This is a genomic window from Actinosynnema sp. NPDC050801 (assembly GCF_040673975.1).
Lineage (GTDB): Bacteria > Actinomycetota > Actinomycetes > Mycobacteriales > Pseudonocardiaceae > Actinosynnema.
Map to the genome: position 1 here is coordinate 19969 of NZ_JBFAQZ010000003.1, position 19002 is coordinate 38970.

Sequence of the window (19002 nt, forward strand, 5' to 3'; positions counted from 1 at the left end):
ACGGCGGTGAGCCCGCCGCGCCCCCGTGGCGTCGGGGCGGGCTCACCGGGGTCGGGGTGCCCGAACGTGGCTCGGCGGGCAGGGCACAATGGCTCGCTGTGACCACAGCCATTCACCAGAGGATCGCCGACGAGCTCGGGGTGCGGGCCGGGCAGGTCAGCGCCGCCGTCGACCTGCTCGACGGTGGTTCCACCGTTCCCTTCATCGCCCGCTACCGCAAGGAAGCGACCGGTGCGCTCGACGACACCCAGCTCCGCACCCTGGAGGAGCGGCTGGGCTACCTGCGCGAGCTGGAGGAACGCCGAGCGGCTGTGCTGGAGTCCATCCGGTCGCAGGGCAAGCTGGACGAGGCGCTGGAGGCCTCGATCCTGGCCGCCGACTCCAAGGCCCGGCTGGAGGACCTCTACCTGCCCTACAAGCCGAAGCGGCGGACCAAGGCGCAGATCGCGCGCGAGCAGGGCCTCGAACCGCTCGCCGACGGCCTGCTGGGCGACCCGACGCAGGACCCGCAGGAGGTGGCGAAGGCGTTCGTGACCGAGGAGGTCGCCGACGTCGCCGCCGCGTTGCAGGGCGCGCGGGCGATCCTGGTCGAGCGGTTCGGCGAGGACGGCGACCTCATCGGTGAGCTGCGTGAGCGCATGTGGACCCAGGGGCGGGTCGCGTCGAAGGTCCGCGAGGGCAAGGAGGAGGACGGGGCGAAGTTCTCCGACTACTTCGACTTCTCCGAGCCGTTCACCAAGCTGCCCTCGCACCGGATCCTCGCGCTGCTGCGCGGTGAGAAGGAAGAGGTGCTCGACCTCCAGTTCGACCCGGCCGACGACGACGAGCCCACCGGCTACGAGGCGCGCATCGCGTCCCGGTTCGGCGTGGACGACCGGGGCCGACCGGCCGACCGGTGGCTCGGCGACACCGTCCGCTGGGCGTGGCGGACCCGGATCCTGGTGCACCTGGGCATCGACCTGCGGTCGCGGCTGCGGGCGTTCGCCGAGGACGAGGCCGTGAAGGTGTTCGCGTCGAACCTGCGCGACCTGCTGCTGGCCGCGCCCGCGGGCACGCGCGCCACGATGGGCCTGGACCCCGGTTTCCGGACCGGCGTGAAGGTGGCCGTGGTGGACGCGACCGGCAAGGTCGTCGACACCGACGTGATCTACCCGCACGTGCCCGCGAACCGGTGGGACGAGTCGATCGCCAAGCTGGCCGTGCTGGCCGCCAAGCACTCCGTCGAGCTCATCGCGATCGGCAACGGCACCGCGTCGCGGGAGACCGACAAGCTGGCCGTCGACCTGCTCAAGCGGCACCCCGAGCTGAAGCTGACCAAGGCCGTGGTGTCGGAGGCGGGCGCGTCGGTGTACTCGGCGTCCGCGTTCGCGTCGGCCGAGCTGCCCGGGATGGACGTGTCGCTGCGCGGCGCGGTGTCCATCGCCCGCCGGTTGCAGGACCCGCTGGCCGAGCTGGTGAAGATCGACCCGAAGTCGATCGGCGTCGGCCAGTACCAGCACGACCTGTCCGAGACGAAGCTGTCGAAGTCGTTGGACGCGGTGGTCGAGGACTGCGTGAACGCGGTCGGCGTCGACCTGAACACCGCGTCCGTGCCGCTGCTGACCCGGGTCTCCGGCATCACCGCGGGCCTGGCCGAGAACATCGTGCTGCACCGCGACGGCAACGGCCCGTTCCGCTCGCGGCGTGCGCTGAAGGACGTGGCGCGGTTGGGTCCGAAGGCCTTCGAGCAGTGCGCTGGCTTCCTGCGCATCCCCAACGGCGACGACCCGCTGGACGGCTCGGCCGTGCACCCCGAGGCGTACCCGGTGGTGCGCCGGATGCAGGAGCGCGCGGGCTCGGATCAGCTGATCGGCAACACCGCGGTGCTGAAGTCGCTGCGGCCGCAGGACTTCGTGGACGACACGTTCGGCCTGCCGACCGTGACCGACATCCTGCGCGAGCTGGAGAAGCCCGGCCGCGACCCGCGACCGGCGTTCAAGACCGCCACGTTCGCCGACGGGGTGGAGAAGATCGCCGACCTCAAGCCCGGCATGGTGCTGGAGGGCGTGGTGACCAACGTGGCCGCGTTCGGCGCGTTCGTGGACATCGGCGTGCACCAGGACGGCCTGGTGCACATCTCGGCGCTGTCCAACACCTACGTCAAGGACCCGCGGGACGTGGTGAAGTCGGGTGACGTGGTGCGGGTGAAGGTGCTGGAGGTCGACATCCCGCGCAAGCGGATCGGGTTGACGCTGCGGCTGGAGGACGAGCCGGGTCGCAAGCCGACCCGTGAGCAGCAGCGCGACGGCCGGGGCGACGACGGCAGGCGCGGTGGGGGTCAACGCGGCGGCCAGCGCGGCGGCGGTGGCGGTGGCGGCAAGCCCCGTCAGCAGGAGCGCCCGCCGGCGAACGGCGCGATGGCCGAGGCGCTGCGGCGCGCGGGGCTTGGCGGCGCCCGATAGGGGTACCCGGCTGGCCATGAGGGTCGTCGTCACGGGTGCCAGCGGCAACGTGGGGACGGCCCTGCGCCGGGTGCTCGCCGACGCGGGCGACTCGGTGGTCGGCGTCGCGCGGCGGATACCGGTCGGTTCACCCGGGTGGGTGAGTTGCGACCTGGGTGCGCCGGCCGCCGAAGCGGTGTTGAGCAGGGCGTTCGCCGGGGCGGACGCGGTGGTTCACCTGGCGTGGGCGATACAGCCGACGCCGGGTGAGCCCGACATGCGGCGGACCAACATCACCGGTAGCGCGCACGTGCTGCGTGCAGCGGAACGCGCGGGTGTGCGGCACGTCGTGGTCGCGTCGTCGGTCGCGGCGTACACGCCGGCGTCCCGGCCGGTGACCGAGGACTGGCCGTGCGGCGGGGTGCCGGGCAGCGCCTACAGCGCGCAGAAGGCCGAGCTGGAACGCATGCTGCTCGGGCGTCGCGGGGTGTCGGTGGTGCGGCCGTGCGCGATCGTGCAGCCGGACGCGGGCGCTGAGCTGGAGCGGTGGGTGCTGAGCCCGTTGATCCCGCCCGCGGTGCTGGGGCGGCGGTGGCTGCCGGTGCCGTTGTGGCCCGGGTTGCGGGCGCAGGTCGTGCACGCGCAGGACGTGGCGCGGGCGATCCGGCTGATCCTGGCGCGGGGTGCGCTCGGTCCGTTCAACGTCGCCGCGGACCCGCCGTTGAGCGCGCGCGAGTTGGCGGCGGTGCTCGGCGGGTTCCGCGTGCCGGTCCCGTTGGCGCTGCTGCGCGCGGTGGCCTGGCCGACGTGGCGGCTCGGGTTGCAGCCCGTGCACCCCGGCTGGTTGCGGTTGGCCGATCAGGCGTCCCTCGTGGACTGCTCGCGGCTGCGGGCGTTGGGGTGGTCGCCGGTGCACGAGCCGCGGGAGGCGTTGTCGGCGTTCGTGGCCGCCGTCGCGGAAGGACGCGGCACGTGGGGTCCGCTCGCGCCGCGTGGTGCGGGACGGTGGCGCGGGTTGGGTTCGGGTAGACCGGTGCATCAGAGCCAGGGAGACGTGCGTTGAGCGATGTCGTGGACGCGGTGGTCATCGGATCGGGGCCCAACGGGCTGGTGGCGGCGAACCTGCTCGCCGACGCCGGGTGGGACGTGCTGGTGCTGGAGGCCGCCGACGAACCCGGCGGCGCGGTGCGCACGGCCGAGCTGACCGAGCCCGGGTTCCGGCACGACCTGTTCAGCGCGTTCTACCCGCTGGGTGCGGCGTCGCCGGTGATCGCCGGGTTGGACCTGGCCCGGCACGGGTTGCGGTGGCGGCGGGCGCCGGAGGTGCTGGCGCACGTGTTCCCCGACGACCGGGCCGTGGTGCTGTCGCAGGACGTGGACCGGACCGCCGCGTCGGTGGAGGCGTTCGGCGCGGGTGACGGCGACGCGTGGCGGGCGGAGTTCGCGCGGTGGCAGCGGGTCCGGTCGGAGTTGATCGAGGCGTTGATGCGGCCGTTCCCGCCGGTGCGGGCCGGTGCCGGGTTGCTCGGTGCGTTGGGACCGGGCGAGGCGTTGCGGTTCGCGCGGTCGTTCGTGCAGTCGGTGCGGGCGTTCGGGGACGAGCGGTTCTCGGGTGAGGGCGCGCCGTTGTTGTTGGCGGGCAACGCGATGCACACCGACCTGGGACCGGACCAGGCGGGCGGGGCGGCGTTCGGGTGGTTGCTGTCGATGCTCGGGCAGGACGTGGGCTACCCGGTGCCGGAGGGTGGCGCCGGTGCGTTGACGCAGGCTTTGGTGCGGCGGCTGGGTGGTGTGGTGGAGTGCGGTCGGCCGGTGTCGGGGGTGGTGGTGGCCGGCGGGCGCGCGTTGGGGGTGCGTGACGCGGCCGGTGGGTACGTACGGGCGCGGAAGGCGGTGCTGGCGGACGTGCCCGCGCCGGCGTTGTACCTCGGGTTGGTCGGGGAGGAGCACCTGCCGGCGCGGTTGGTGTCGGACCTGGCCTCGTTCGAGTGGGACGACGCGACGATCAAGGTGGACTGGGCGTTGAACGGGGCCGTGCCGTGGACGGCGGCTTCGGTGCGCGGCGCGGGGACCGTCCACTTGGGAGGGGACTTCAACGGGCTGGCCATGTCCAGCACCGAGATCGCGTGCGGCCGGGTGCCGCGCACGCCGTTCGTGATCATGGGGCAGATGACGACGACCGACCCGACCCGGTCGCCGGAGGGCACGGAGACCGCTTGGGCGTACACGCACGTGCCGCGGGGTGAGCGGTGGTCCCACGACCGCTTGCGCCGCCGTGCCGACCGGATCGAGCAGCTGATCGAGCAGCACGCGCCGGGGTTCCGCGACCTGATCCGTGCCCGCGTGGTCCACGGCCCGGACGACCTGGAGGCCCGCAACCCCAGCCTGGTCGCCGGTTCGATCAACTCCGGCACGGCCGCCATCCACCAGCAGCTGGTCTTCCGCCCCACCCCCGGCCTGGCCCGTGCCGACACCCCCGTCGACCGCCTGTACCTGACCTCGGCGTCGGCCCACCCGGGCGGCGGCGTGCACGGCGCCGCCGGTGCCAACGCCGCCCGTGCCGCCCTCTCCCGCAACGCCCTGACCGGCGACGCCTACCGCCTCCTCCTGCAGACCCTCCACCGCACCCTCTACTAACCCGCGAGTCGAACCTTCGCGTCCCGCGTGTCGAACCTCCAGGTCCGGCGAGTCGAACCTCCAGGACCCCTGAGTTCTACGTTCGGGTTTGGCCCAGAGGAGACCCGAGCGTGGAGTTCGAGGGTCCTGAGCGTTCGACTCGCGGGACGCGAGGGTTCGACTCGCGGGGCCTGAGCGTTCGACTCGCGGGACGTGAGGGTTCGACTCGCGCGGGTCAGGGGGTGGGTTTGCGGGTGGCTTGGTCGGCCAGGCGGCGGAGGGATTCGCGGTTGCGAGGGGTCAGGTAGAGGGTCTGGGCCCGCTCGGGGAGCAGGGAGAGGGGACCCTTGACAGCCTGCTCCCGCATGGTGACCTCACAGCCGTCGGACGTCGGCTTCAGCTCGAAGCGGATCCTGGCGGCGCCCAACGGCCACATGCGCGCCTCAAGTTCCAGCATCCGGGGAGGATCGACGTTCAGCACCGTGGTCACGTCCTTCACCGCCAACGGCCACGCGCCGACGCTGTGGTGGATCCGCGTGCCGGTACCCGGCCACCCCGCGTCGACCTCGCGGATGTGCGCCGCGCCCACCACCCAGCCCGCGTAGGACCAGCCGTCGGCCAGCACCGCGAACACCCGCTCCACCGACGTGGGCACCGCCCAGCGCACCTCGATCATGCGCCTCGGATTCCCCGGGCGGACCGGTGGAAACAACCCGCCAGGGTTACTTCGCCCGGGTGCCCTTCAGCTTGACCAACTCGGACTCGAACAGGTTGGCGACCACGGCCAACCCGCCGGGTGTCGCCGGGTCCGGCTTCGCGATGTAGGACTGCGTCGCCGACGGCCGTCCCACGAGCGAGAACCGCAGCTGACCGGTGAGGCTGTTCGTGTCGACCATGTTGGTGTCCTGGAACGCCCGCAGCACGCCGTCACGGGTCAGGTCGCGCTCGGCGCACGCCTTCCCCAGGATCGCCGCGAACGCCACGCCGATCACGTAACCGTGGTCGACCGAACCCGTCGGCTCCAGGTCCGGGTACTTGCGCGTGAACGCCTCGGCCACCGCGCGCGGCCCCGGCAGGTCCGTGGCGAACGGCGCGATCGGCGACACCACCTGCACCCGCTTCACCACGGCCGCCGCCGCGGGCGACTCCAGGATCAACGGGTCGTAACCCGCCGCGTTGACCAGGAACGGCACGTCCCAGCCGAGCCGCTCGGCGGTGGCCACGGCGGTCGCGGTCTGCTGCGGCGACGTGCTCAGGAACACCGCCTTCGCGCCCGCCGCACGCAGCTCGCCCACCTGCGCGGCCACGTCGGCGGTCTCCGGCACGGCCTTGGCGACGAGGCGCATGCCCCACTTCTCGGCGGCGAACGTGCTGCCTTCGAGGGCGTTGCGCCCGTAGTCGCTGTCGACGTGGACGTGCCCGATCGTGTCGCCGTCACGGATCGCGCCCGACCGCTTCAGGTGGTCCAGCCCGTTGATCACGTCGAGGTCGTAGGTGGTGCCGACGATCATCATGTGCGGGTTGCCGAGCAGGCTCGCCGACCAGGACGCGGGCGCGGCGATGGCGCGGGTCTGCATCAGGTCCGGCTCGATGGCCTCGGTCATCGGCGCGCCGGTGACGTCCATGAACCCGAGCACCTGGGGTTCCAGCTCGAAGTAGGCCTGCAACGCCCGGTCGACGTCGTAGCCGTGGTCGGCCTGCTTGAGCTCGACCTTGCGCCCGCAGATCCCGCCGCGCTCGTTGAGCTCGCCCAGGAACAGCTCGTAGCCCTTGATCCGGATGAGCGACGTGGCCGAGAACGGGCCCGTCATGTCGGTGAGCACGCCGAGCGAGATGGTGTCGCCGGTGACGCCGGGGCCGGCCTTGATCGGCGCCTGCTCCTCGGCGCCGCACCCGGCGGCCAGCAGTGCGAGCACGGCGGATCCGACGACGAAGTTGCGCACCAACGGGGACTCCCACCACTCACGTTACCGACCGGTAAGGAGTATTGACAGAAGTCACCCGTATTGCCTAATCATGTGACATACCGCACGGTCGGTGAACTTTCGACCGGCACATCCGTACCCGTCCGACCACGTTCACCACCCGAACAGCCCTATAACTCGGTCACGTCACACGGAGAGTTCTCACCGAACGATTCGACGCCCGGAGCCCGGGGTGCCACGCGCAGCACTGCCACGAGGACCGGCGGAGTGCTCCGCCGGTCTTCGCAGTACGCCCGACCGGTACGTGCGACTAGAGGTACGACCGCTGGCCCCACGGCATCGCCGCGGCGAGCTGGGCCCGCCGGCCGATGTCGAGCTTGCGGTAGATGCGGGTGATGTGGAGTTCGACGGCCCGGGTCGACACCGAGAAGTGCTCGGCGATCTGCCGGTTCGTCATGCCCTCCAACATCATCAGCGCGATCCGGTGCTCGTGCGGCGTCAACGGCTCGCGCGAGCGCGCTTCGGCGCTCTGCCCATCGCGTGGTCGGACGATGCCCGGCACGCGCTCACCTTCCGGCACACCCAGCAGCACGTGCCACTGGCGTATGCGCACCTCTGCGATCGACTGCGATCGCACGTACGGATCACCGCGCACCAGGTCCCGGGCAGCGGCGTCGTCGGGCACCTGCACGATGAGCAGCACGCCGGAACCATCGGCCCAGGGGCCGGTTCCGACGAGCACACCCTGCTCGGCAAGCGGACGCCAATATTCCCGGTGTGCGAGATGAATGGATCTCCGCACCTGGCGCGCATCACGAAATGTCAACTCAACGGCGAAAGCCACTGGACTGATCCCCATTTCATTCCGCGGCCGACTTTCGCCACATACTCAACTGTGACGTTTATTCAGTGTCAAGTGAGACACATCACAACGGTGATATGGGAACCCAATGACCCTCATAGCCGCTTTTCGAAGCAGTGGTCCGCACAGCGGTCGTCGCTGAACGCGGACACCTCACGGTAGCCGTCCCGGACGCACAGCGCTCGTACTTCGGCCAGGTCAGTACGGGTGCCGAGGCGAATGGCCGCAGCGCCAATCGAGACAGCGGCCGCGTCGACCCGACCGCGGGGCCGTCGCCTGCCCGTGCCCCGCGAAGACGATCATCCTCTGCGGTTCCCGCCGTTTCGCGGACACCGCGCGTAACCCGACACATCCTCGCACGGGGCCGTCACGGCGGCCCGCGGAGAACCGACTGCGCGGTCGCACTGGGCCATTTGGCCACGTGCTTTTCGGCATTCCGGACGCGTGTAAAGTCCTCGCCCGTGGCAGCGCAACTCCTCCGCCTCGAGCGGGACGCGGTCGGGCTCGCCGTGCTCACCGTCGACGCACCGCCGTTGAACCTGTACACCGCCGAGTTGCAGGACCTGCTGGAGGCGGCGGTCGAGGACCTGGAGGAACGGCCCGCGCGGGCGTTGCTGATCCGCTTCGAGGGCAAGGTCGTCAGCGGCGGCGTCGACGTGGGGCTGTTCGCCGCGCAGAAGACGTCCGCGCAGGCCAAGGCCCTGTTCGACCAGATGCTGGAGCTGCCCGAACGGGTGGCCGCGCTGCCGTTCCCGACCGTCTTCGCCGCGCACGGGCTGTGCCTGACCTGGGCGTTCGAGGTCGCGATGGCGTGCGACATCGTCCTGGCCGCGCGGCGGGCCACGTTCGGCTTGGTGGAGAAGGTCGTCGGGCTGACCCCGACCATGGGCGGCACGCAGCGGCTGGCCGCACGGGCGGGCGTGGGGCGGGCCAAGGAGTTCGTGATGACCGGGGAGCGCTACGACGCGGCCACGCTGGAACGGTGGGGCGTGGTGAACCGGGTGCTGCCGGACGAGGGCTTCGACGACGCGGCGCTGGAGTTCACGCACGGGTTGGCCACCGGGCCCACGTTGGCGCACGCGGCGACCAAGCGGGTGTTGGCGCACTTCGAGAGCGGCGGCGTGGCCGAGGCGAACGAGCACGTCACCGAGATCGCGGCCGAGCTGTTCGACAGCGAGGACCTGCGCGGCGCGGTGCGGTCGTTCCTGGCCGACGGGCCCGGCAAGGCGACGTTCAGCGGTCGCTGATCCGCCGGGCCTCCCCTACCGGGGGTCGTAGGCGGCGGAGCCGTACCAGGCCAGCGCGGAGCGCAGCTCGACCACGTCGCGGTCGCGGCGCTTGCGGTAGCGCTCGTGCGAGATCGGGTAGACGCGCAGAGCGCCCTTGTGCTGGGTGAAGCTGCCGCGTCCCAGGGTGTCCGGTGTCTTGGCGGCGCCGACCAGCCAGACCACGAGCCACGGGCGGGCGTGGTGGGCCTCCACCTTGACGCGCGCGATCGCGTACCACGGGAGGCGGCGCGACTCGGCGCCGTTGGACAGCGTGATGCCGTCGGGGCCGACGTCCAGGGTGAGCGGCGAGCGCGCGACGCCGACCAGGAGCCGGATCGCGGCCACCGCGAACGCCAGGAACGCGATGAACGCGGCCAGGCGCACGGCCGACGGCGCACCCGCGGCCGGGTCGGCGATCGAGCCGGTCACGATGGCTGCCAGCACGTTCGCGCCGGCCCAGCTCAGGCCGACGGCGCGGGAGGTCTTGAACCGGAGGCCGGTGGCGCGGACGTCCTTGCGTTCGGGGTCGATCCGGACGGGAGCGGGCTTGTTGGTCGGTGCCGGGACGTTGGTGGGCGCGGGGCCGACGAGGGTCGGTGGCTTGGGCGGTGGGTCGTCCACCATCACCCTGGTCGGCGGCTTGGCGGGCAGCTTGCTCAGCTCGGTGTGCCGCTGCTCGACCATGGTGCGGACGCGGGCGGGCAGCCAGGACGGTTCGGCCGACGGTGGGCCGATCAGCTCCAGCAGGCGTGCGGGCGTGGGGCGGTTCGCGGGTTCGCGGACCAGGCACGGGACGATCAGCGGCACCAGGCTCGGCGGGACGCGGGTGAGGTCCGGTTCCTGGTGGACCACGCGGTAGACCAGCGCGGACGTGGCACCCTCGCCGAACGGCCCACCGCCGGTCGCGGCGTAGACCAGCACCGAGCCGAGCGCGAACACGTCACTCTGGGTGGTGATCTTCTGCCCGACCACCTGCTCGGGTGACAGGTAGCCGGGGGTGCCGAACACGATGCCCGCTTCGGTGAGCGCGGAGTGCTCCAGGGCGCGGGCGATGCCGAAGTCGATGACGCGGGGGCCGTCGTCGGCCAGCAGCACGTTCGACGGCTTGAGGTCGCGGTGCACGAGGCCGGCGCCGTGGATCGCGACCAGCGCTTCGGCCAGGCCGCCGGCGAGGCGGCGCACCGCGCGTTCCGGCAGTGGTCCGTGGTCCTGGACGGCCTGCTGGAGGCTGGGGCCGGGGATGTACTCGGTGGCCATCCACGGCCGTTCGGCGTCCGGGTCGGCGTCGACCACGGTGGCGGTCCAGAAGCCGCCGACCGCCCGTGCCATCTCGACCTCGCGGCGGAAGCGCTCGCGGAACTCCGGGTTGTCGGCCAGCTCGGCACGGGAGACCTTGACCGCGATCGGCCGCCCGCCGCGTGAACGGGCCAGGTAGACCGATCCCATCGCGCCGCGACCGAGGGCGGCGAGCAGCGTGTAGTCGCCGATCCGCGGCGGGGCGTTCGGGGGCAGTGGCTGCACGACACCCACACTAGATGCGCCGGCCACCCCGGTTGGGCAAGACGGCGAGGTTCGCGGCGCAGGCCACAACGACGCAACCTCGGGTGCGGTCGCGCAGTCGAGGGTGCCTCAGGACCGGTCGCCGCGCCCTGAGCGTTGAATTCGGGGGTCCTGAACGTAGGACACGCACGTTCCGAACGTAGGACACGCGCGTTCTGGAGGTAGGACTCGCGGGGGTTGGAGGTAGGACTCGCGAGGTCAGGCGAGGTCAGGGGGTGGGGGGGGTTAGGGGGTGGTCAGGGTTCGGAGGGTGTGGGCGCGGGCGTGCCAGGAGTGGGGTTGGACCGAGGCGCGGAGGGTGGCCGGTGGGAGGAGGGGGCCGGCGGTGAGGGTGGCGCGGAGGGCGTCGACGAAAGCCGCGTGGGTGCGGGTCGCGCGGACGCGGTCGGTGTAGGAGGCCAGCTCGGCGAAGTCCGTGCTGACCACCGGGAGGCCCAGCGCCAGGTACTCCTTGAGCTTGATCGGGTTGGACCGCTTGATCCAGTCGTTGTCCTGCCACGGCATGATCGCCACGTCGAACGCCGAGCCGTAGGCCGGGATGGTGGAGTACGGGCGGAAGCCCAGCCAGTGCACGTTCGGGTACTTGTCGAAGCGCTCCATCGGGTACGTCGCGTCCCCGATCAGCACCAGCGACGCCTGCGGCAGCTCGGCGGCGACGCGTTCCAGCAGGTCGAAGTCGACCACGAAGTCGTCCAGAGCCCCGAAGAAGCCGACGCGGGGGCCGGGGATCGCGCGCACGTCGTCCGGCCACTCGTGCTGCGGCCGGGCGGTGAAGTGGTCGACGTCCACGCCGTGGTCGAGGAAGTGGGCACGCGCGCCGGTCCGCGGCCGCTCCTCGTCCATCAGCGCGTGGCTCACGTACACCACGTGGTCGGCGTTGGCCAGGAGCTGGTTCTCCAACGCCTCGATGGACGCGCGGTCGGCCTCGGGGAAGTCGGAGTGCCGGTCCGAGCGGTTGAACACCAGGCTGCGCCGGCGCATCGGGGCCACGACGTCCCACGCGGTGGGGATCGTCACCATGATCACCGGCGTGCGCAGGCCCAGGAACCGCGCCACCAGGCGCACCTGGGAGCGGACCAGGACCGCGTTGACCCTGCGCAGCAGCGGCGAGCCGTAGAACGGCAGCGGCAGCGGCGACATCACGTAGAACTCGGGCATCGGCCTGCGCACGAACTTGGCCACGCTGCGCAGCTTGCGCAGGATGCGCCGGGACACGTGCGTGCTGTTGCCCTGGGTCGGCATCCGCATGCCGATGCTGTTGACCACCAGCACCCGGCGGTGCGCCGACATCGACCGCATCAGCTGGAAGTCCGAGTGCGCCCGGTTGTGGTACCACCAGTCCTGCGCGGAGAAGCACACCCAGCCGGGTTCGGCGCCCGCGCCGGGGCGTCGCGGCCACCGCCGCCAGCGCAGCAGGTCGTCGACGGCCTTGCGGTGCTTGGCGCCGCGCGGCACGCGGAGCAGCTCGTTGAGCAGCACGGCCCACCACATCGCGAACGCGGCCAGGCGGCCGTGGCGCTCGCGGACCATCCGCACCCGGTTCGTGGTGGCCATCGACCACAGCACCGGTGACGTCGACTGCTCGCCGCCGATGTGCACGGCACGCGCCCGCGGCTCGTAGCGGACGGCGTAACCGCGCTTGCCCGCCCGCAACATGTACTCGGTCTCCTCCGAGTACAGGAAGTACCGCTCCTCCAGCACGCCGGTCGCCTCGCGCGCCTCGCGGGAGATCAGCCACGCCGCGCCGGTCGCCCAGTCCGCCGTGCCCGCCGTCTCGTACCGGATGGGGTCGACCACCAGTTCGCCGAGCGCCTCGGACCGGCCCGCCCGCGTGCCGCCCAGGATCGCCTCGCCCAATGCGCGCAACGGGTTCGGCGCGCGCCGCAAGGACGGCTGGGGCGCGCCGTCGACGCCGGCCAGGCGGGGCACCGCGATACCGGTGCCGGGCAACGCCAAGGCGGCGCGCAGCAGCGTGACGGCGTCCCGGTGGAGCCGGACGTCCGGGTTGAGCACCAGCACGTCGCAGTCCGGCGCGGCGGCGAACCCGGCGTTGACGCCCGCCCCGAAGCCGTCGTTGGCGGCGCGCGCCACGACCTGCGCGTGCGGCGCGACCCGTGCCACGATCGCCAGCGTGTCGTCCGTGGAAGCGTTGTCCACGACCACGACTCGACTGTCCGGAATGGACTTCAGCGCGACGGCGACCGAGTTGAGGCAGTCCTCGACCACCTCGGCGCTGTGGTAGGTCACGACGACGACGGCAAGCGGCACTTCTACTCCCCGATCTGAGTGCCGACTTGGCCGGCGGTGCTCTGATTGCCGACTTCGCCGGCGGTGCTCTGAGTGCCGACGGCGGTCGAGCGGCGGAAGCGGGTGCGCAGCGCGCCCCCGAGCAGGCGGAACGCGAACGGCAGGTCGTCGCGCAGGTAGCGCTTGGCCAGGCGGCGGGGTTCGAGCGCGAGGCGGTGCAGCCACTCCGCGCCCAGCTTCTGCACCACGCCCGAGGCGCGCCGGAACTCGCCCGCGGCCATCGGGATGCCCGCGCCGCAGCCCAGGAACCACGCCTGCGGCAGGTCCGCGCGCAGGAGTCGGATGAGGCGTTCCTGCTTGGGGAAGCCGAGGCCGACCAGGACGAGGTCCGGCTTGGCCCGCACGACCTTGGCCGCGGTCTCCGCGGTGGCCTCGGCGGAGGTGTCGAACCCGAACGGCGGCGAGTCCGTGCCCGCGACGCGCAACCCGGGGTACTTGGCGCACAGCACGTCGGCGGCCTTCTCCGGCACGCCCGGGTCGCCGCCGAGCAGGTAGATCGAGCGGCCCTCCCGGGCGGCGGCCTCGGCCAGGGTGAACACCAGTGACGACCCGGTCACGCGTTCGGGCACCGGGACGCCCGCGAGCCTGCCCGCCCAGACCACCGGCATGCCGTCGGCGACGACCAGTTCGGACTCGGCGATCAACGCGGCCAGTTCGGGACGTCGGGTCGCCGCGCGCACGATGTCCACGTTGGCCGTGACGATCGCGCCGCCCTCGGCCCGTCGCCACGCTCCGGCGACGTGGTCGGCGACACCGGATTCGCGGACGGACCACACGTCGACGGCGCCCACGCGGACGCGGGTCTGCGGGATCTCCGGCATACCCGCGTCATCGGGTTCGGGATCGTCCCCGTTACGACCGGGCCCGACGCCGGTAACGGTTACCGCACGTGACCGATATCGGGGGCATGTACGTTGCGTCCGTCCGGCCCAGCGAGCGGGTCAGGGGCAGGGTTCCCGGCACAGTGGTGGCACTGGGTGCGGTGAGCCTGCTGACCGACGTCTCGGCCGAGATGGTCACCGCGTTCATGCCGGTCTACCTGCTGTTCACGCTCAACATGAGCTACGCGCAGTTCGGCGTCCTGGACGGTCTCTACACGGGTGCGACGGCCGTGCTGCGGCTCGTGGGCGGTCACGTGTCGGACCGCACGCACCGGCACAAGGCGGTCGCTGCGGTCGGTTACGGGCTGTCGGCGGTGACGAAGCTCATCTTCCCGCTCGTCGGCGCGTCGGCGTTCGGCATCGGCGCGACCATGGCCGCGGACCGCGCGGGCAAGGGCCTGCGCACCGCGCCGCGCGACGCGTTGATCTCGCTGGCCACGCCGCCGGACCGGTTGGGCGCGGCGTTCGGGCTGCACCGCAGCATGGACACGGTGGGCGCGTTGCTCGGGCCGCTGGTGACGTTCCTGCTGCTGTACACCATCGGCACGGTGGCGGGTCCGGTGTTCGTGGTCAGCGCGTGCTTCGCGGCGGTGGGGCTGATCGTGCTGGTGGCGTTCGTGCGGGAGAACCCGCGCCCGGCGCTGACCGGACCGCGCCCGTCGGTGCGGGCCGGGTTGGCGTTGCTGCGGGAGGCCGGGTACCGGAGGCTGGCGCTGGCGTCGGCCGTGCTGGGCCTGGGGACGTTGTCGGACGCCTTCGTGTTCATCCTGGTGCAGAAGGCGACCGACGCGCCCCTGCACCTGCTGCCGCTGCTGCCGTTGGGCACGGCGCTGGTGTTCCTCGTGGCCGCCGCGCCCCTGGGACGGCTCGCGGACCGGATCGGCCGGTGGCCGGTGTTCCTCGGCGGGCACGTGCTGCTGCTCGCGGTGTACCTGCTGCTGCTCGCCCCCGGCACCGGTTACTTCGGGGTCGGCGCGGCGCTGTTGCTGCACGGCCTGTTCTACGCCGCCACGGACGGCGTGCTGTCCGCTCGGGCGAGCACCCTGGTCCCGGAGTCGTTGCGGGCGTCCGGGCTGGCGGTGGTGCAGACGGGACAAGCGCTGACCCGGCTGGTGTCGTCCGTGGCGTTCGGCTTCCTGCTCCAGTTCGCCGCCTTCGGCACGGCCGTGTGGGCGGCGATCGGCTCACTGCTGGTCGCGGTGCTGGTGGCGTGGCGGCTCAACGCTCAGCCGCGGTAGTACCGCTTCGGTAGTACTTCTTCCGGGCCCTCAGCGCCATCCAGGCGATCTGGACCATCGCGCCGACCACGAACGCGCTGTAGACGACCAGGCGGAAGACGAACTTGTCCGGGGGCGTGCTCAGCAGGGCCAACCACGCCAGCGAGCCCAGGCCCGCGCCCGTCAGCAGCGTGATCAGCACCGGGTGCCTGCCCGACCAGCGGTCGAAGCCGATGGCCCGGCGCCGCGACCGCTCGGTCGGGAAGTTGTCGCGGTCCGATTCCTCGGCCAGCTCAAGATCGCTACCGGAGCGCAGGCGCATGGTCACTCCCCCAGGAGGTGTGCTCGGTCCTCCTGGGGGTGCCCGTCAGCTCGGAGGGCTACACGTGATCAGAGCAGGCCGGTCGAACCGTGCGCCACGGAACGGCCGTGGGTCAGGTCGCCCGCGTGGGCGGCCGTGTAGCCCTGGAGCAGCGTGGCCAAGCCCACCAGCAAGGGGACGTTGGCGTCACACTGCGCCTTGCCGTACGCGTTCGTGGTGGCCGTGCACAGCGGGTGGCCCTTGATCGTGCGGAACGCGATCAGCTTGCCCGCCACCGGCTTGCCCGTGTGCGACTCGACGAGCGTGGCGTCCAGCCCGCGCGCGGCGAAACCGAGCAGGCGCAGTTGCAGCTGCGCGTACCCCGCCGTGAGCTTGGTCGACGCCGGCGGGACGGCGTGGACCGCGATCCCCACCGGGTTCACGCCCACCGGGACCGCGCCCACGACCGCCAGGGTGGCGGTGTCGACGATGGACACCGTTCCGCTGTTGAAGTTCGTCACGTACGCCTTCGCGCCATCCGGGGTCAGCGCCACGCTGATCGGCCTGCTGCCCACGGGGATCTGCGCCACCGGCGCCAACGCGTCGATGTCCACGACGGACAGGCTGTGGCCCTCGCTGTTGGTCACGAACGCACGCTTGCCGTCCGGCGAGATCGCCACGCCGTGCGGGATGAAGCTCACCGGGATCGTGCCGAGCACGGTGTCGGTCGCGGTGTCGATCACGGCCACGTTGTTCGAGAGCTTGTTGACCACGACCACCTTGGCGCCGTTCGGCGTCACGGCCAGCGCGGTCGGCGTGTAGCCGGTCGGGATCTCGGCGATCTCGGTGTTCGTCGCGGTGTCCACCACGGACACGGTGCCCGGTCCCGCGACGTCGTGCGCCACGTACAGCCGCTTGCCGTTCGGCGTGATCGCGATGCCGTCCGCGTTCGGTCCGACCGGGATGGTCTCGGTGGTCGCCAGCGTCGCCGCGTCGACCACGGACACCGTGCCGGCCAGGTAGTTCGACACGTACACGTGACCACCCGATGGCGAGACCACGACACCGGCGGGTCCGTCACCGACCGGAACCGCCGCGTCCACGGTGTTGGTCGGCGTGTCGATGACGGTCAACGTGTCGTCACGGACGTTCGTCACGTACCCGCGCGTGCCGTCGAACGCGACGCCGACGCCGTAGGGCGAGTCGCCCGTGGAGTCGATGAGCGTGGTGGTGACCGCGTTCGTGGCGGTGTCCAGCACGGACACACCGCCACCGTTGTTGGCGACGTAGCCGAGCACGCGCACCGGGCCCTGGGCGGTCGCCGTCCCCGGCGGCACGAGCAGCAGCGCTGCTCCCAAAGCGATCGCGCCGCACGTGGCGGGCACCTTGCGGATCTGTCTGGGCAGCAGCACTGTCGGCCTCCGTCGATTGGGTCCCGCACTGCCCCAATCGCGGCCGGGGGCTGCGCCGTTAGCCGATCAGAACCGGTACACGTGGACCTGGTACGGACCGAAGTCGTCCACGATCCTCCCGTCCACGATCGGCACGGTCCGGTCCTCGTCCACCACCGTGGCGGTGCCCGACGACACCGGCACGTCCACCGTGACGCGAGCGGCGCGGCTGCGCGGGTGCTCCTTGGTGCCGTCGGTCTGCGCCAGCACCCACCGCGCGCCACCCACCTCCTTGAACAACGCCGACACCGGGATGCCGTTGTCGGCGCGCGCCGTGACGCCCGGCGCGTTGGGTGCGTTGAGCACCGGCGCCAGCGACTTCAGCCGCGCGTTGACCGCCGCCACCCGCGCGGTGATCTCCGGTCGGGTCAGCACGCTGGAGTACTCGCCGGTGCCGTCGGTGTAGAAGCTGTGCGCGAAGTAGTTGATGCCGGTCGCGCCGTGCAGCACGGTGTTCCACACCGCCGATTCGAGCTGGTCGGGCTGGATGATCTCACCGCGGTCGTGCGGGTGGCCGGTCTCCACGAACCCGTACAGCGGCTTGTCGGGGCCGCACCACTTGCGCATGGTGTCGATCACCTGGCCGTAGCTGTACGCGCCGACGGTGTGGTTGCGGTCGGGGTGCGTCCAGCCGTAGTAGTCGGCCGACGCGATGTCCGCCGCCGAGCAGTACGTGCGCATGTCCTCTTCGTACGACTCCTCGATGTAGCCGTAGCCGACCTCGCCGGTCGGCGTGCCCATCCACGGGCTGAAGTTGAGGTACGTCGGCCGCGACGGGTCCTTCGCGCGCACCGCGTCGGCGGCCTTCAGGATCGCCGACGGCTGCATGTCCGGGTGGAACACGTCGCCGTAGACCTTGGTCATGTCCGGCTCGTCCGCGATCAGGTAGCCGACGTAGTTGCGGGCGTGCGCGGTGTCGGCCAGGACCGCGTCGACGCGCGTGCCGTCCACGTACACGCGCCAGTCGGTCTCGTGGAGGCCCTCCTGCCGCAGGTACCACCACTCGTCCTCCCACAGCCCGATGCCGACGTCGATGCCGATCTTCGGGAACGCCCGGCCGAGCTTCTCGCCGTTCTCGATGCCGGACGGGTCCTGCATCCACACCGTGATCGGGAACACGTTCGGGTCGCCGGTGGGGTTCGGTCCGTTGGCCCACCTCTTGTAGTAGTCGACGGACGGACCGGCGAGCGCGGGAGCGGCCACGGAGGCGGCCGGCGGGTCGGGCCGCGGCACCCCGGCCGTGCACGCGGTCAGGGCGAGGCCGAGCACCACCGCCACCGCGGTCCTGTTCACCTCGGCGCCCGGACCCGCCCGCGCGCGGCCAGCACCTGCTTCGCCTTCTCGAAGCCACCCGGGCCGAGCAGTCGCAGCGCCGTCGTCTTGGCCAGGTAGCGGGCACCGTCCCGGGTCGACCGCAGGGGTCGACCGACGAACCGGTCGCGGACCAGCACGCCGCCGGCGGGCTCCGGCACGTCGTCGAGCGCGGCGCCGAACAGCCGCCGGTACGGCGCGGGCGCGACCAGCCTGCCGCGAGTGCGATTGCTCACGTTCCCGCCGTGCACCACCTGCAGCCAGCCGGGCGCTCCGCCCAGCGACACCACCTCGGCGTGCCGGTGCAGCCGGTTGTGCCAGTCGGCCCAGCAGGTCACCGGCGCGTCCCAGCTCTCCCGCATCGAGGCGAACGCGTTGTCGCGGTCGTGGTGGGAGAACAACCCCGCCGGGCTCTTGACCAGCCCGTTCGCCAGGTAGAGGGCGGTGCGGCGGCCGGTGGGGCGTTCCGCTTGCAGGCGGGCCACGAAGTCGGCGGCCAGGCCGTCGTCGTTGTCGAGGTTGGTGGTGATCAGCTCGTCGCCCTTGACCGGGAAGAGCTTCGAGATGTCCTCCACCAGCTCCTCACGGTCGACCTGCGTGCGGAACACCGGGGTGTAGGCGTCGCCGTGGGCCTCGATGCGGTCCTTCAGCCACTGCGGGCTCTCCGGGTCGAAGTAGATGAGCCACCGGAAGTTCGGGGAGGTCTGCGCCGCCACCGAGGGCAGGCAGTACCGCTCGAACAACCCGACGCGTTCGGTCAACCACCCCTCCCGCGCCCGCACGACGCTCTCCGCGCCGACGGACGGCAGGTTGAAACGCGTCAGCACGACGTGGTCCATGGAACCCCTTCCCCTCGTGTCCCGTACATCGGGATCGGGGCCGC

Annotated in this window: 15 protein-coding genes; 5 read left to right on the top strand and 10 right to left on the bottom strand. The window is 71.9% G+C overall.

From position 1 onward, the window contains the following. Positions 1–98 precede the first annotated feature (98 nt). The 3 genes from AB0K14_RS08170 to AB0K14_RS08180 are packed head-to-tail and all read left to right on the top strand — an operon-like array spanning position 99 to position 5057. Entirely contained in the window at positions 99–2441 is a 2343-nt protein-coding gene (locus tag AB0K14_RS08170) for a Tex family protein (RefSeq protein ID WP_360450760.1), read from the top strand. 16 nt (positions 2442–2457) lie between these two features. Next, positions 2458–3483, top strand: coding sequence for an NAD-dependent epimerase/dehydratase family protein (locus AB0K14_RS08175; protein ID WP_360450763.1), 1026 nt, complete (start codon positions 2458–2460; stop codon positions 3481–3483). Further along, the gene (locus tag AB0K14_RS08180; protein ID WP_360450765.1) at positions 3480–5057 is read left to right on the top strand and encodes an NAD(P)/FAD-dependent oxidoreductase; all 1578 of its coding nucleotides are present in this window, start codon (positions 3480–3482) and stop codon (positions 5055–5057) included. Before AB0K14_RS08175 ends, AB0K14_RS08180 begins: the two co-directional genes overlap by 4 nt. Before the next feature lie 214 nt (positions 5058–5271). On the opposite strand, the gene AB0K14_RS08185 is transcribed toward AB0K14_RS08180, so the two are convergent. The 3 genes from AB0K14_RS08185 to AB0K14_RS08195 form a co-directional block, all read right to left on the bottom strand. Beyond that, entirely contained in the window at positions 5272–5712 is a 441-nt protein-coding gene (locus AB0K14_RS08185; protein WP_360450767.1) for an SRPBCC family protein, read from the bottom strand. 46 nt (positions 5713–5758) lie between these two features. Next, the gene (locus tag AB0K14_RS08190; RefSeq protein WP_360450770.1) at positions 5759–6979 is read right to left on the bottom strand and encodes an ABC transporter substrate-binding protein; all 1221 of its coding nucleotides are present in this window, start codon (positions 6977–6979) and stop codon (positions 5759–5761) included. 292 nt (positions 6980–7271) lie between these two features. Then, positions 7272–7805, bottom strand: a complete 534-nt coding sequence (locus tag AB0K14_RS08195; RefSeq protein ID WP_236594835.1) for a LuxR C-terminal-related transcriptional regulator — start codon at positions 7803–7805, stop codon at positions 7272–7274. Between the two features lie 479 nt (positions 7806–8284). Here AB0K14_RS08195 and AB0K14_RS08200 point away from each other — a divergent pair, with 479 nt between their 5' ends. Beyond that, positions 8285–9070, top strand: a complete 786-nt coding sequence (locus AB0K14_RS08200; protein WP_360450772.1) for an enoyl-CoA hydratase/isomerase family protein — start codon at positions 8285–8287, stop codon at positions 9068–9070. A 15-nt stretch (positions 9071–9085) separates the two neighbouring features. Here AB0K14_RS08200 and AB0K14_RS08205 read toward each other — a convergent pair whose 3' ends face one another. From AB0K14_RS08205 to AB0K14_RS08215, 3 genes are all read right to left on the bottom strand, one after another. After that, positions 9086–10612 (bottom strand): serine/threonine-protein kinase, encoded by a 1527-nt coding sequence (locus AB0K14_RS08205; protein WP_360450774.1) that lies wholly within the window; start codon positions 10610–10612, stop codon positions 9086–9088. A 264-nt stretch (positions 10613–10876) separates the two neighbouring features. After that, entirely contained in the window at positions 10877–12919 is a 2043-nt protein-coding gene (locus AB0K14_RS08210) for a glycosyltransferase (protein WP_360450776.1), read from the bottom strand. A 2-nt stretch (positions 12920–12921) separates the two neighbouring features. After that, positions 12922–13779 (bottom strand): WecB/TagA/CpsF family glycosyltransferase, encoded by an 858-nt coding sequence (locus AB0K14_RS08215; RefSeq protein ID WP_360450778.1) that lies wholly within the window; start codon positions 13777–13779, stop codon positions 12922–12924. A gap of 68 nt (positions 13780–13847) precedes the next feature. Here AB0K14_RS08215 and AB0K14_RS08220 point away from each other — a divergent pair, with 68 nt between their 5' ends. After that, positions 13848–15077: an MFS transporter gene (locus AB0K14_RS08220; protein WP_360450781.1), complete on the top strand. Its 1230-nt coding sequence runs from the start codon at positions 13848–13850 to the stop codon at positions 15075–15077. Here the strand turns inward: AB0K14_RS08220 and AB0K14_RS08225 are convergent. The 4 genes from AB0K14_RS08225 to AB0K14_RS08240 form a co-directional block, all read right to left on the bottom strand. Then, positions 15058–15378, bottom strand: coding sequence for a hypothetical protein (locus tag AB0K14_RS08225; protein WP_360450783.1), 321 nt, complete (start codon positions 15376–15378; stop codon positions 15058–15060). The genes AB0K14_RS08220 and AB0K14_RS08225 overlap by 20 nt on opposite strands. Positions 15379–15446: 68 nt before the next feature. After that, entirely contained in the window at positions 15447–16769 is a 1323-nt protein-coding gene (locus tag AB0K14_RS08230) for a YncE family protein (RefSeq protein WP_360450786.1), read from the bottom strand. A 66-nt stretch (positions 16770–16835) separates the two neighbouring features. Then, positions 16836–18101, bottom strand: a complete 1266-nt coding sequence (locus tag AB0K14_RS08235; RefSeq protein ID WP_360450789.1) for a hypothetical protein — start codon at positions 18099–18101, stop codon at positions 16836–16838. Continuing rightward, entirely contained in the window at positions 18098–18946 is an 849-nt protein-coding gene (locus tag AB0K14_RS08240; protein ID WP_360450791.1) for a glycosyltransferase, read from the bottom strand. The genes AB0K14_RS08235 and AB0K14_RS08240 overlap by 4 nt, the downstream gene beginning before the upstream one ends. Positions 18947–19002: the final 56 nt, after the last annotated feature.

Coding starts and splice junctions, on each gene's coding strand:
- AB0K14_RS08225 (WP_360450783.1), bottom strand. CDS start 15,378: ATGCGCCTGCGCTCCGGTAGCGATCTTGAGCTGGCCGAGGAATCGGAC.
- AB0K14_RS08175 (WP_360450763.1), top strand. CDS start 2,458: ATGAGGGTCGTCGTCACGGGTGCCAGCGGCAACGTGGGGACGGCCCTG.
- AB0K14_RS08185 (WP_360450767.1), bottom strand. CDS start 5,712: ATGATCGAGGTGCGCTGGGCGGTGCCCACGTCGGTGGAGCGGGTGTTC.
- AB0K14_RS08215 (WP_360450778.1), bottom strand. CDS start 13,779: ATGCCGGAGATCCCGCAGACCCGCGTCCGCGTGGGCGCCGTCGACGTG.